Source organism: Streptomyces sp. NPDC017529 (assembly GCF_044329785.1).
GTDB lineage: Bacteria > Actinomycetota > Actinomycetes > Streptomycetales > Streptomycetaceae > Streptomyces.
In genome coordinates this window covers 14,100-27,575 of record NZ_JBIRJY010000024.1, presented here as the reverse complement: position 1 = coordinate 27,575, position 13,476 = coordinate 14,100, and the positions used below count along the sequence as shown (strand labels likewise).

Annotated in this window: 12 protein-coding genes; 9 read left to right on the top strand and 3 right to left on the bottom strand. The window is 73.0% G+C overall.

Going from position 1 to position 13,476, the window contains the following annotated elements; translation table 11 throughout:
* Positions 1-51: 51 nt before the first annotated feature.
* From ACH4K4_RS34225 to ACH4K4_RS34215, 3 genes are read left to right on the top strand one after another with little or no spacing between them, the layout of a single operon-like run.
* A complete protein-coding gene (locus ACH4K4_RS34225) occupies positions 52-339 on the top strand; it encodes an acyl carrier protein (protein WP_398172963.1) in 288 nt (95 codons plus the stop codon).
* A gap of 10 nt (positions 340-349) precedes the next feature.
* Positions 350-2,188 (top strand): asparagine synthase (glutamine-hydrolyzing), encoded by a 1,839-nt coding sequence (gene asnB / locus ACH4K4_RS34220; RefSeq protein ID WP_398172961.1) that lies wholly within the window; start codon positions 350-352, stop codon positions 2,186-2,188.
* A complete protein-coding gene (locus ACH4K4_RS34215) occupies positions 2,185-3,441 on the top strand; it encodes an FAD-dependent monooxygenase (protein ID WP_398172959.1) in 1,257 nt (418 codons plus the stop codon). The genes asnB and ACH4K4_RS34215 overlap by 4 nt, the downstream gene beginning before the upstream one ends.
* 64 nt (positions 3,442-3,505) lie before the next feature.
* Here the strand turns inward: ACH4K4_RS34215 and ACH4K4_RS34210 are convergent, their stop codons facing one another.
* From ACH4K4_RS34210 to ACH4K4_RS34200, 3 genes are read right to left on the bottom strand one after another with little or no spacing between them, the layout of a single operon-like run.
* A complete protein-coding gene (locus ACH4K4_RS34210) occupies positions 3,506-4,543 on the bottom strand; it encodes a methyltransferase (protein ID WP_398172957.1) in 1,038 nt (345 codons plus the stop codon).
* Positions 4,544-4,594: 51 nt separating this feature from the next.
* Positions 4,595-6,529 (bottom strand): AMP-binding protein, encoded by a 1,935-nt coding sequence (locus ACH4K4_RS34205; RefSeq protein WP_398172955.1) that lies wholly within the window; start codon positions 6,527-6,529, stop codon positions 4,595-4,597.
* 38 nt (positions 6,530-6,567) lie between these two features.
* On the bottom strand, positions 6,568-7,020 hold the full coding sequence (locus ACH4K4_RS34200) for a nuclear transport factor 2 family protein (protein ID WP_398172953.1): 453 nt from the start codon (positions 7,018-7,020) through the stop codon (positions 6,568-6,570).
* 259 nt (positions 7,021-7,279) lie between these two features.
* Between ACH4K4_RS34200 and ACH4K4_RS34195 the strand changes: the two genes are divergently transcribed.
* The 6 genes from ACH4K4_RS34195 to ACH4K4_RS34170 all read left to right on the top strand — a co-directional run bounded on the left by ACH4K4_RS34195 (position 7,280) and on the right by ACH4K4_RS34170 (position 13,460).
* Positions 7,280-8,071 (top strand): SDR family NAD(P)-dependent oxidoreductase, encoded by a 792-nt coding sequence (locus ACH4K4_RS34195; protein ID WP_398172951.1) that lies wholly within the window; start codon positions 7,280-7,282, stop codon positions 8,069-8,071.
* A 60-nt stretch (positions 8,072-8,131) separates the two neighbouring features.
* Positions 8,132-9,085: an aromatase/cyclase gene (locus tag ACH4K4_RS34190; protein WP_398172949.1), complete on the top strand. Its 954-nt coding sequence runs from the start codon at positions 8,132-8,134 to the stop codon at positions 9,083-9,085.
* Positions 9,075-10,718: an FAD-dependent monooxygenase gene (locus ACH4K4_RS34185; protein ID WP_398172947.1), complete on the top strand. Its 1,644-nt coding sequence runs from the start codon at positions 9,075-9,077 to the stop codon at positions 10,716-10,718. The genes ACH4K4_RS34190 and ACH4K4_RS34185 overlap by 11 nt, the downstream gene beginning before the upstream one ends.
* Before the next feature lie 17 nt (positions 10,719-10,735).
* A complete protein-coding gene (locus ACH4K4_RS34180; protein ID WP_398172945.1) occupies positions 10,736-11,497 on the top strand; it encodes an SDR family oxidoreductase in 762 nt (253 codons plus the stop codon).
* A gap of 22 nt (positions 11,498-11,519) precedes the next feature.
* The gene (locus tag ACH4K4_RS34175) at positions 11,520-12,293 is read left to right on the top strand and encodes a cyclase family protein (RefSeq protein ID WP_398172943.1); all 774 of its coding nucleotides are present in this window, start codon (positions 11,520-11,522) and stop codon (positions 12,291-12,293) included.
* A 105-nt stretch (positions 12,294-12,398) separates the two neighbouring features.
* On the top strand, positions 12,399-13,460 hold the full coding sequence (locus tag ACH4K4_RS34170) for a pentapeptide repeat-containing protein (protein ID WP_398172941.1): 1,062 nt from the start codon (positions 12,399-12,401) through the stop codon (positions 13,458-13,460).
* Positions 13,461-13,476 lie beyond the last annotated feature (16 nt).

Below are 13,476 nucleotides of genomic sequence, written 5' to 3'. Positions count from 1 at the left end.
CGCGCACCCCTTTTCTCCGAGAGTTCGTTACACCCGAAAGGTAGGACTGTCATGACCCTGCTCACCGTTGCCGACCTGCTCACCCTGCTCCGCGAGTGCGCGGGCGAGGAGGAGTCGGTCGACCTGGGAGGGGACGTCGAGGACGTCGCCTTCGACAACCTCGGCTACGACTCGCTCGCGCTGCTGAACACCCTGGGGCGCATCGAGCGCGACTACGGCGTACGACTCGGTGACGACGCGGTGGAGAAGGCCACCACGCCGCGCGCCCTGATCGAGATGACCAACGCGGCGCTCGCCGGCGCGTCCCCGTCGGCGGGCGCCGCCGCGCGGGACAAGTGAGGGCCGGCCGATGTGCGGAATCGCCGGCTGGATCGATTTCGAACGCCATCTGTCGCAGGAGCGGGCCACGGCCTGGGCCATGACGGACACCATGGCCTGCCGGGGCCCGGACGACGCGGGCCTGTGGACCGGCGGCCACGCGGCGCTCGGCCACCGCAGGCTGGCGGTCATCGACCCGGCCCACGGCCGGCAGCCGATGCACAGCACGCTGCCGGACGGCACGAGCCACGTCATCACGTTCAGCGGGGAGATCTACAACTTCCGTGAGCTGCGGGCCGAGCTGGAGTCCCACGGGCACCGCTTCCGTACGCACTGCGACACGGAGGTGGTGCTGCACGGCTACACCCGGTGGGGCCGGGGCCTGGCGGACCGGCTCAACGGCATGTACGCCTTCGCCGTGTGGGACGAGGCGCGCCAGGAACTGCTGCTGGTCCGCGACCGGATGGGGGTCAAGCCGCTCTATTACCACCCCACCTCCACCGGCGTGCTGTTCGGCTCCGAGCCCAAGGCCGTGCTCGCGCACCCGTCGCTGCGGCGCCGGGTGACGGCCGAGGGGCTGTGCGAGGTGCTGGACATGGTCAAGACCCCCGGCCGGACCGTCTTCTCGGGGATGCACGAGGTGCTGCCGGGCGAGGTCGTCACCGTCGGGCGCGCCGGCGTCACCCGCCGGCGGTACTGGACGCTCCAGGCGCGGGAGCACACCGACGACCTGGAGACCACCATCGCCACGGTGCGCGAACTGCTGGCCGACACGGTGTCCCGGCAGCTGGTCTCCGACGTGCCGCTGTGCACCCTGCTCTCCGGCGGGCTGGACTCCTCGGCGGTCACCGCGCTGGCGGCGCGGGCGGGCGAAGGCCCGGTCCGTACCTTCTCCGTGGACTTCTCCGGCGCCGGCACCCGGTTCCAGCCGGACGCCGTACGGGGCGGTACGGACGCGCCGTACGTAAGGGAGATGGTCCGGCACGTGGCGGCCGACCACACGGAAGTGGTGCTGGACAGCGCTGACCTGGCGGCGCCCGCGGTGCGTGCCGCCGTCCTGGGGGCCACCGACCTGCCCCCGGCCTTCTGGGGCGACATGTGGCCGTCGCTGTACCTGTTCTTCCAGCAGGTGCGGCGGCACTGCACGGTGGCGCTGTCGGGCGAGGCGGCGGACGAACTCTTCGGCGGTTACCGGTGGTTCCACCGGTCGGCCGCCGTCGACGCCGGTACGTTTCCCTGGCTGACCTCGGGCTCGGCCCGGTACTTCGGCGGCCGCGGCCTGTTCGACCGCAAGCTGCTGGACAAGCTCGACCTGCCGGGTTACCAGCGGGACCGGTACCAGGAGGCCCGCAAGGAGGTCCCCGTGCTGCCCGGCGAGGACGCACGGGAGGCGGAGCTGCGCCGGGTGACCTACCTCAACCTCACCCGCTTCGTGCAGACCCTGCTGGACCGCAAGGACCGGATGAGCATGGCCACCGGCCTGGAGGTGCGGGTGCCGTTCTGCGACCACCGGCTGGTCGACTACGTCTTCAACGTGCCGTGGGCCATGAAGTCCTTCGACGGCCGGGAGAAGAGCCTGCTGCGGGCGGCGGTGCGCGACCTGCTGCCGGAACCGGTGCTCACCCGGGTCAAGACGCCCTACCCGGCCACGCAGGACCCCGCCTACGAGCGGTTGCTGCGCGGCGAACTGGCCGCGCTGCTCGCCGACAACGGTGCGCCGGTCCGTGACCTGCTGGATCTCGGACGCGCGCGTGACCTGCTGCGGCGGCCGCTCGGCGCCGTCAGCCAACCCTACGACCGGGGCAGTCTGGAGCTGGTGCTGTGGATGAACACCTGGCTGGCCGAGTACGGCGTCAGCCTGGAGCTGTGACCGGCCCCGACGGGCCGCCGGCCGGCGACGCACACGCCGATGTGTGCGTCGTCGGCGGTGGCCCGGCCGGGCTGACCCTGGCGCTGCTGATGCTGCGCTCGGGGGCGCGGGTGACCCTGGTCGAGCGCAGCCGCTCGCTGGAGCGCGCCTACCGGGGAGAGATCCTGCAACCTGGAGGGCAGGCTCTGCTGGACGCGCTCGGCGTCCTGGAGGGCGCCCGGCGGCGCGGCTGCCACGAGCACGACGGTTTCCGGCTGGAGGAGCACGGCAGGACTCTGATCAACGGGGATTACCGGCGGCTGCCCGGCCCGTACAACTGCCTGCTCAGCCTGCCGCAGCAGCATCTGCTGGCCGGCCTGCTGGAGCGCTGCCGGGCCCACCCGCGCTTCACCTGCCTGACCGGTACCAAGGTCAACGGGCTGGTGGAGGAGGGCGGCGTGGTCCGCGGCGTGGTGTGCGGCGGTGGCCGGGACGGGGTCGTGGTCCGTGCCGACTGTGTCGTCGGTGCGGACGGGCGGTACTCCACGGTCCGCAAGCTGGCGGGCATCCCGTACGACCGGATCGAGCTGTTCGACCAGGACGTGCTGTGGTGCAAGCTCACCGCGCCCGCCACGCGCGCGGTGCGCATCTTCCGGGCCGGCGGCAACCCGGTGCTGGCCTACACGTCCTTCCCCGACTGCGTACAACTCGGTTGGACGCTGCCGCACAAGGGCTACCAAGCGCTGGCCGAGCAGGGGTTCGCGCACGTCAAGGAACGCATCCGGGCGGCCGTGCCCGAGTACGCGGACGAGGTGGACCAGCAGGTGAACAGCTTCAAGGACGTGTCCCTGCTGGACGTGTTCGCCGGCTCCGCCCGGTCGTGGGCGCGCGACGGACTGCTGCTGATCGGAGACAGCGCGCACACCCACAGCCCGATCGGGGCCCAGGGCATCAACCTCGCCATCCAGGACGCGGTCGCCGCGCACCCGGTCCTCTGCGAGGGCCTGCGGCGGCGCGACCTGAGCGAGCGCTTCCTGAGCGCGTTCGCCACGCGGCGCCGCCCGGACACCGAGCGGGCGACCCGCGTCCAGGTGATGCAGAGCCGGATGATGCTGTCGACCGGACGCGTTTCCGGGGTCGTCCGCCCGAAGGCGGCGATGCTGGTCTCGCGCACCCCCGCCTACCGGTCCGTACTGCGGCGCATCGCCTACGGTGACCGGGCGCTGCGGGTCCGCTCCGACCTGTTCGAGGAGGGCGAGCCCGCCACCGTCTGACATCCGCAGCGACGAGACCCCCGGCCTGTTCACTCGGCCGGGGGTCTCGTCGTACGGGTGACGGCTAGGCGGGAACCCTGCTCACGAACATGTGCAGGTAGGAGTTGACCGGGCGGACCTCCTCCAGTTGGAGCCCCGCCTGCTCCACCAGCGCGCTCAGCCCCGCCTCGGTGTGCTTCTTGCCGCCCACGTTGAGCAGCAGCATCAGGTCCATGGCGGTGGTGAACCGGGTCTCGGGGCTGCCGTCGACCAGGTTCTCCACCACCACGACGCGCGCCCCGGCGGGGGCCGCCTTGGCGACGTTGCGCAGGGTCCGCACCGTGCTCTCGTCGTCCCACTCCAGGATGTTCTTCAGCAGGTACAGGTCGGCGCCCTCCGGCACCGACTGCCGGCAGTCACCGGCCACCAGCCGCGCACGTTCGGCGAGTTCGCCCCCCTCACGCAGCCGCGGGTCGGCCTCGGCGACGACCTTCGGCAGGTCGAAGAGGGTGCCGCGCAGCTTCGGGTACTTCTCCAGCAGGGTGGCGAGGACCATGCCCTGGCCACCGGCGATGTCCACCATGGCGGTGACACCGTCCAGGTCGAGCACGTCGGCGATGGCACGGGCGGACAGCACGCTGGACTGGGTCATGGCCTTGTCGAACACCTGGGCGGACTCGCGGGCCTCCGCGGTGTGCAGCCAGTCGAAGAACTCGGTGCCGTACAGCCCGGTGAACTCCTCCTTCCCGGTGCGGACCGCGTCCGCCAGGTGCGGCCACAGCGCCCAGGTCCAGGGCTCGGTCGCCCACAGCGCGGAGTAGCGCAGGCCGCGCGGGGCGTCCTCGCGCAGCAGCCGGGAGGCGTCGGTGTGCTCGAAGCGGCCGTCGGGGAGTTCGGTGAAGACGCCGTACGAGGCGAGGGCGCGCAGCAGGCGCTCCAGCGCGCCCGCGTCGGCCCGTACCGCCTTCGCGAGGGTGCCGGCGTCCGCGGGCTCGTCCCCGAGGGCGTCCGCGACGCTCAGGCTCGCCGCGGCGCGGACGGCGGCGGCGCAGGCGGCGCTCAGGGCGAGTTCGCGCAGCCGCATGACGGCGGGGGGAAGCGCCGTGGGAGAGGTGCTGGTCACGGTGGACTGCCTTTCTGTGTCTGTTGGTGGGGTCGGCGCGTCGGCCTGCCGTCAGCCGGTCGCGGTGACGGGTGTGAAGGGGGCCGGGTCGGCGCTCGCGAGCTTCTGGACCTCGCGTACGGCCCGCTGGAACGTTTCGGTGCGCACCGCGCGGCCGTGCGACTCGGCGTCGTCCCATTCGGCGATCTCGACGTAGACCGCCGGGTCCTTCAGGGAGCGCAGCAGGCGGTGCGAGTGGAAGCCGGGCTGCCGCGTCATGTGGTCGGTGATCTCCCCGACCCGCTTCTCGAACTCGGCGGTGTCGCCCTGGACCGTGAACCGGTTGACGAACGTGAACATGGTGGAGGTGCCCTTCGTGTGGTCGGTGGCGCTCGGGGCGTGCCGGTGGGTGCCGCCCAGGGTCCGGTCCCGCAGTTCGCGGCGCTGGATCTTCCCGGTGGGCGAGCGGGGAACGTCCCGTACGACGTCGAGGTACTTGATGTGCTGGTAGTAGGGCAGCCGGTCGTTGACGAAGCGGGTGACGGCCGTACGGTCGGTGTCCTCGTCCGCCAGGACCACCAGCGCGTGCGCGACGGCGCCGCTGAACTCGTCCGGGTGGTCGAAGACCGCGCAGTCCGCCACCCCGGGGCAGCGGGCCAGCACGTTCTCGATCTCCAGGGGCGAGACCAGCCAGTTGTCGCACTTGAAGACGTCCTTGACCCGGTCGACGACGAACAGCCGCCCCTCGGCGTCCGTCTCGCCGATGTCGCCGGTGGAGAACCAGCCGTCCGGGTCCACGGACTCCTCCCGCGGCCTGCCGAGGTAACCCTTCATCAGCTGGGGGCCCTTGACCTGGATCTCGCCGCGGCTTCCCACCGGGAGTACGGCCCGGGTCCGCAGGTCCACGATGCGGCAGGCGGTGCCGGGCACGGGCCTGCCCGACGAGCCGGCCACCGGGTCGTTCAGGTCGTCGAAGTGCGTGGACGGCGCGGTCTCGGCCAGTCCGTACCCCTGGACGACCGGGACGCCGAAGTGCTCGCCCAGTACGGACGCGGTCCGGGCGGGCAGCGCCGACCCGCCGGAGAGCACGGCCCGCAGGGTGGGCACGGACAGCTCCGGCAGCCGCTCGTCCGCCGCCAGCCGGGCCAGCCGTACCGGCAGGCTGTAGAGGTGCGTCGCGCCGTGGCGGGCGCCCTCGCGCAGCGCGGCCACGGTGTCGTCCCCGGGCCGCAGCAGGTGGGTGGCGCCGGCGGTCACCGCGATGTTCAGGTGCATCAGGTGGAACGACGGCAGGGTGTTGAGCAGCACCGACTCGGGGGCGAGCCGGTGGGTGTACGCCGTCTGGGCCGCGTTGACCGTCAGGTTGCGGTGGGTGAGCATGACGGTCTTCGGCGCCCCGGTGGTGCCGCTGGTGAACTGGAGGTTCGCCACGGCCTCGGGGTCGCGGCCGGCGAACGGCCGCGTGGGGGGCGCTGCGTCGATCAGCTCGTCCAGCGCGGGAACGTCCGCCGTGGCCTCCCGGAACCCGGGTTCGCGGTGGGTGAGCACCACGGTCCGCAGTGCCGGCAGGTCCCCGCGTACGGCCTGGACACGCGCGTACATCTGCGGTGGGACGATGACGGTCTGCGCGCCCGCGGAGCGCAGCACGTGGGTCAGGCGCTCCTCGCGCAGCAGCGGGTTGAACATCGCGCTGACGTGCTGGGCCCGGGAGGCGCCGAAGTACGCCACCGCGAACGACGTGTCCAGTACGGCGGCGATGCCCACCACCGCCCCGGGGTCCCCGGACAACTCGCGCAGCGCGGCCGCGCACCGCGTCGCCCGCTCCTCCAGGGCGGCATAGGTCAGGTCCCCGGAGGGGCCGCTCAGCGCGAGCCGCCCGGGCGCGCGCCGCGCCGCCCGCGACAGCAGGTCGTCGATCCGGGGGCCGCCCGTCACGTGCGCGAGGACGTCGAGCGGCGGTCCCTCGGCGGTGCTGTCCCGCGGGCCGCCGGGCTGTCGTCCGGCCATGGGCACGGCTCCTTTCTCCCTTGCGGGTCGGCGGGCCACTACTCGGGCCGCAGGTCGTCCCGGCGTACCTCGCGGTGCCGCACGCGCAGTTGGCCGTCCTCGCGCACGAGGACGTCGTCGCAGCTCGTGCTCAGGTGCACCGCTGCCTGGCCGCCGCGGGGCGTGCTCAGGATCAGCGCGTAGGTGCGGGCGCGTACGGTGCCGTCGTCACAGGCGTCCGCTTCGAGCATGCCGAGCCAGTGGCGGCGCTGGACGCCCTGTTCGGCCAGCAGGGCGGCGGCCTTCCTGGCACCGGCCGCGATGGCGGCCCGCCCGAGGGACGGTTCGGGGTGGGCGTTGGCGACGAAGACGCCGTCCTCGGTGAAGGTGCCGGCCCACTCCTCGACCCGCGCCTCGTCCAGGTACCGCATCTGGCGTCCGTAGAAGTGCTGGATCTCCTGGTAGAGCGCGGTGTCCACGGGGACGCCCGACGGCTGTTCCGAGCCTGACATACGACTCTCCTCTCCGGCGGCCTCGCTGGGGGCGGCCGCACGGCGTGAGCGTGGCAGCAGCTCTTCGACCGGTCTTAGAGCCGTCGCCGGGCCGCGTTCGCCCCGCGGCGCCGCACAAAGACGGCCCCAACCGCGGTCGGTCCAGCCTCTAACGGCCGCTTGCACGCTGGTACGCACGGGGCGGGCGGGAAAGCCGTGCCGCCGGGCGGCGCCGTACGGGCGCGCCGACCGCCACACCACGACACCGGAGGACAACGCCATGACTACCAGTGCCACGCCCAGGACCGCCCTGGTGACGGGCGGCACCAGCGGCATCGGGCTCGCCGTGGTGCACACGCTCGCCGCCCGCGGGCTGCGGGTGTTCCTGTGCGCCCGCAGCCGCGAGAACGTCGACGCCGTCGTCAAGGAGCTGCGGGACCAGGGCCTTGAGGTCGCCGGGTGCGAGGGGGACGTGCGGTCCCGGGAGTCGGTGGAGCGCGTCGTCCGCGGTGCGGTCGACCGGTTCGGGCCGCTGAGCGTCCTGGTGAACAACGCGGGCCGCAGCGGCGGCGGAGTGACGTCGCAGATCCCCGACGACCTCTGGTACGACGTGATCGACACCAACCTCAACAGCGCCTTCCTCGTCACCCGCGAGGCCCTGACCACCGGTGGGCTGGAGCGCGCCGGCGCCTCGGGCCGGATCGTCAGCATCGCCTCCACCGGCGGCAAGCAGGGCGTTCCGCTGGGCGCCCCGTACTCGGCCTCGAAGGCGGGCCTGATCGGCTTCACCAAGGCGCTGGCCAAGGAGCTGGCCCCCACGGGCGTCACCGTCAACGCCGTCTGCCCCGGCTACGTGGAGACCCCGATGGCGGTCCGCGTGCGGCAGGCGTACGCGACCACGTGGGACACCACCGAGGAGGAGGTGCTGTCCCGCTTCAACGACAAGATCCCGCTGGGGCGCTACTCCACGCCCCAGGAAGTGGCCGCCCTGGTCGGCCACTTGGTGGGAGAGGACGCGGGCTCCATCACCGCGCAGGCCCTCAACGTCTGCGGCGGACTGGGCATCTACTGAGCCGCCCCGCCCGCAGCCCCGCCCCCGTTGCCCCGAAGACCCGAGAGGAACCGACGACGCATGCCCGCACCCACATCCCACCGCGCCGTGCACCACACGGAGATCGACGCCCCCGCCGACCGCGTGTACGCCCTCATCCGTGACGCCGCCGGCTGGCCCCGGCGCTTCGCGCCGACCGTCCACGTCGAGCGCACGGAACTCGACGCCCGCAGCGAGCGGCTGCGCATCTGGGCCACCGCCAACGGGGAGGTCAAGCACTGGACGTCGCACCGGACGCTGGACCCCGACGGGCTCCGCGTCCGGTTCCGGCAGGAGGTGTGCTCGCCTCCGGTGGCCGCGATGAGCGGTGAATGGGTCCTGGAGGAGCGGCCGGGCGGACGCTGCGAGCTGACGCTGCACCACACGTTCGCCGCGGTGGACGACCGCCCGGAGGACGTCCAGTGGATCACCACCGCGACCGACCGCAACAGCCGTACCGAACTGGCGAACATCAAGGCGCTGGCCGAGGGCCCGGACACGGACGCGGAGCTGCTGTTCTCGTTCGAGGACTCCGAGACGGTGCACGCTCCCGCCGAGGCGGTGTACGCGTTCCTCGCGGAGGCGGGCAAGTGGCCCGGCCGGCTGCCGCACGTCTCCCGGCTCGACCTCACCGAGCCCACGCCCGACGTGCAGGTGATGACCATGGTCACCCGCGCCAACGACGGCTCGGAGCACACCACGGAGTCGGTGCGGGTCTGCTTCCCCGGCGAACTGCGGATCGTCTACAAGCAGATCGGCACTCCCCCGCTGATGACCCTGCACACCGGCGAGTGGTCGATACGGGACACCGGGGACGGGCTGCTCGTCACCTCCCGGCACACCATCAGGATCAACGAGGCCGCCGTCCCCGGCATCCTCGGCGCGGACGCCACGGCGGCCGACGCGCGGGCTCGGGTGCGCGCGGCGGTCGGCGGCAACAGCGCGGCCACCCTGGCGCTCGCCAAGCGCTTCGCGGAGGCCCCGCATGCCGCCTGAGGCGGACGGCCCGGAGGTGCTGATCGCCGGCGCCGGGCCCGTCGGCCTGACCCTGGCGCACGAGCTGACCCGCCGGCGCGTGCGCGTCCGGGTGATCGACCGGGCCGGCGGGCCGGCGACGAGCAGCCGGGCGCTGGCCGTGCATCCGCGCACCCTGGAGGCGTGCCACCAGATGGGCCTGGCGGACGCCCTGGTGGCGCGGGGCCGCCCGGTCACCCACTTCACCGTGCACCTGCGCGGCCGGCAGCTGATCCGCTTCGACACCAACTACGGCAAGCTGCCGACGGCCTACCCGTTCAGCCTGATGCTGGACCAGGTCCGTACGGAGGAGATCCTGCGCGAGCGCCTGGCCGGTCTGGGGGTCGGTATCGAGTGGGGGGTGGAGCTGGCGGACTGCACGACGTCCGGGGAGCGGGTCACCGCCGAGTTGCGCCATGACGGCCGTACCGAACAGGTCACGGTGCCCTGGCTGGTGGGTGCGGACGGCTCCCGCAGCACCGTTCGCGAGCGGCTGGGGCTGCGGCTGGTCGGCAACGCGACGCAGACCTGGCTCAACGCGGACGTCGTACTGGACGCCGAACTGCCCCGCGACAGCAACCACCTGGTGCACACCGGTTCCGGGACCGTGCTGCTGGTGCCGTTCCCCGACCCCGGCAAGTGGCGCGCGGTGGACACCGAGTACGCCGGCCAGGGAGCCGATCCGGAGACGGTACGGCGCGGGCTCGCCGGGTCCCTGGCGCGCGGTCTCGGGCGTCCGGTGGCGGTCTCGGAGCCGACCTGGGTCTCCGTCTTCCGCGTACAGCAACGCATGATCACCGCGATGCGCTCCGGCCGCTGCTTCGTGGCCGGCGACGCCGCGCACGTCCACAGCCCGGCCTCCGGCCAGGGCATGAACACCGGCATGCAGGACGCCTACAACCTGGCGTGGAAGCTGGCGGACGTGGTGCGCGGACACGCGCGGGAGGAGCTGCTGGACACCTACGCCGCCGAACGCGTCCCGGTGGGCGGCAGGTTGCTGTCCTCGACACGCACGGCCACGGCCCTGGTGGCGTTGCGCAACGCCGTGGCGCCGGTGGCCATGCCCGTGGGCCTGTCCGTCCTCAAGGCGGTGCGCCCGCTCAAGCGGCGCGTGGAACACCGGATCATGGCGGGGATGTCCGGCCTCGCCCTGCACTACGCGGACAGCCCGCTGACGTACGGCACGGCCGACGGGGCGGCAGGGGTGCGCCCCGGGCACCTGGTCGCGAGCACGGACCAGGACGTGGCGCGCCACCCCGGCCACCGGGCACTGCGGCAGGCGCTCACCGATCCCCGGTGGCTGCTGCTGTTGTTTGCCGCCGGAGGAGCCGCGGAGCTGGCGTTGCGGTACGGCCGGGCCGTACAGGTACGCGCCGTCGTCCCCCGCGAAGGAGAAGACGGCCCCGCCCTCGCCGACCCCGACGACGCGCTGCGGCAGACCTTCGGCGTCCCTCCCGGCGGCTGGGCGCTGATCAGGCCGGACGGCTACCTGGCCGCGAAGGGGCCGCGGACCGACACCACCGCGCTGGCCGCCCGGCTCCAGGCACTGCACCTGCTCCCGGAGGACACCGCGCCCGCACCGGACGGCACGCGCCGGGGCGTGACGGCCGAATGACCAAGGAGGACACGCGAATGACAGCGATCAACGGCGCACCGGCGGCGAGCGGCTCGGTGGCACTGGTCATCGGAGGCACCCGCGGCATCGGCCTGGCCGTCGCCCGGAAGCTGAGCACGGCGGGCTGCGAGGTGCTGCTCAACTACGCGCACGACGAGGACGGCGCGCTGGCGGCCGAACGGCAGCTGTCCGAGGAGGGCGGCAAGGTACGGCTGATGCGCGCGGACATCGGCCGCCCCGCCGGCGTGGTGCGGCTGCTGGAGGACATCCGGCACACCCACGGCCGGCTGGACGTCCTGGTGCACGCCGCCGGTTCCTTCCACCCGGCCCCGACCGCGTCCCCGCACATCGGCAAGTACCTGGGCGACGGCGCCGTGGCGGTGGGGCCGCTGCTGTACGGGGCGGCGCGCCTGGGCACCCTGATGACTCCGGACACGGGCCGCATCGTCGCCGTCTCCAGCGTCGGCGCCCGGACGGTCGTCCCCGGCTACGCGGGTCTGGGCATGGCCAAGGCGGCCCTGGAGACGCTGGTGCGGTACCTGGCGGTGGAGCTCGCGGGCAAGGGCGTCGCCGTCAACGCGGTGGCCGCGGGCAAGGTCGCCGGCGGCTCCGATCCCGTACCGGCCCAGGCGCTGGAGGGCCTGTTGCGGCGGACGCCGACGGGCCGGCTGGCCACCGCCGAGGAAGTGGCCGACGCCGTGGCGCTGCTGTGCCGCCCCGAGGCCGGCGGCCTGCACGGACAGGTGCTCACCGTGGACGGCGGGGCCTGCCTGCGGTAGGCGCGGACCGGAAGGGACCGACATGCGCATCATCGATCTGTCGACAACCGTGGACGCCGCCCAGTGGGAGGTCGACCCGGTCGAACACGAAGTCCTCACCCCCGCCGAGGGCGGCCGGCACATGGCCGAGGGGATGCGGCGCCACCACGGCATCGACTTCGACCCGGCCGACCTCCCGGACGGCGAACTGCTGTCCCTCGACACCCTGCGGCTGACCACCCACACCGGCACCCACGTCGACGCACCGTCGCACTACGGGTCCCGGGCGCGCTACGGCACACCGCGCCACATCGACCAGATGCCGCTGGACTGGTTCCTGCGGCCGGGCCTCAAACTCGATCTCACCGGCGAACCGGTGGGCGCCATCGGCGCCGACCGGGTGCGGCGGGCCCTCGACGAGGCGGGCCGCGACCCGCGTCCGTACGACATCGTGCTGCTGCACACCGGGGCCGACCGGCGGGCCGGAAAGCCCGAGTACTTCACCGAGTTCGCCGGCCTGGACGCCGCGGCGACACACCTGCTGCTCGACTTCGGCGTCCGGGTCATCGGCACCGACGCCTTCAGCCTCGACGCCCCGTTCGGGCACATGATCAAGGAGTACCAGCGCACCGGCGACCGCGGTGTGCTGTGGCCCGCCCACTTCGCGGGACGGGAGCGGGAGTACTGCCAGATCGAGCGGCTGGACAACCTCGGCGCGCTGCCCGGACCGGACGGCTTCCTGGTCTCCTGCTTCCCGTTCAAGATCGCGGGTGCGGGGGCCGGGTGGACGCGGGCGGTGGCGGTGGTGGAGGAGTAGGTACGCACGTGTGAGCGGGCGTCCCAGGAGCACCCCGGGGCGCCCGTCCGCACGGCTTCCGCGGAATCCGCCGCGGCCCGCCCGCGACGGCGGTCGAATGGCGGCATGCGAAACCGACGGAGTCACCAACTCCACCGCGTGGTCCGGCGTTCCTCCCGGGTCGGGAACGGCCCGCCACCGGCCGGCGGTGTCCGCCGGCTCCCGGAGCTGGACTGGCCCCGCCTGGTCGAGCTGACTTCGGTCCTGCTCGCCTCCGCCGTCGCCGTGCTGAGCCTCTGGTTCTCCAACCGCCAGGTGAGCAACCAGCTGCGGATCGCCCGGGACGAGCTGAGCACCACGAAGGAAGGGCAGATCACCGAGCGGTACACCGCGGCCGTGGGCCAGCTGGGCGAGGATTCGGTGGACGTGCGCCTGGGCGGCATCTACGCCCTTCAGCGCAACATGGAGGACCGCCCCCGCGACCACCCCACCATCGCCAACGTCCTGGCCGCCTACATCCGCACGCACGCCGGCGCCCCGCCGAAAAGCGGCGACCAGGTGCCGCCCGATGTCCTGGCCGCGCTCGACGTGATCGGCGGCCGGAACTCCGCCCATGACCGCTCCTTCGTTCCCGACCTTCGCTCCACACACCTGCCCGGCGTCGAACTGGGGTGGGACCCCTCGTCTCCCGTCGCCGCCGACCACAAGCGGGCACAGTTGCGCAGGGCGATCCTCCGTGACGCCGACCTGAAGAACGCGGACCTGAGCGGCGCCGACCTGCGTGGTGCGCGACTCGCACGTGCCAACCTGGCCGACGCGGACCTGAGCGAGGCGGACATCCGGGAAGCCACCCTGGGCAGGGCGAACCTGCGCGACGCGTACATGTCCGATGCCGTCCTGCGCAAGGCGGACCTGCGATTCGCGGACCTCCGCGACGCGGACCTGTGGGACACCGACCTGCGCGGCGCGAACCTGTACCGGGCGAGACTGGCCGGCCTGACGCTCAGCGAGACGCATGTGGACGGAGCCGATCTGCGCGGTGCCGATCTCACGGGCGCGGCAGTGGCGACGAGCCAGATCCTCGCGACCCGCATCGACGCGGAGACCAAGCTCCCCCCAGACATCGCCGGCGACCCGGAAGTACGGGCGCGCATCGCTCAAGCCGAAGCGGAGGACCACGGTTTCTGACCGCTGTTCGATCCTC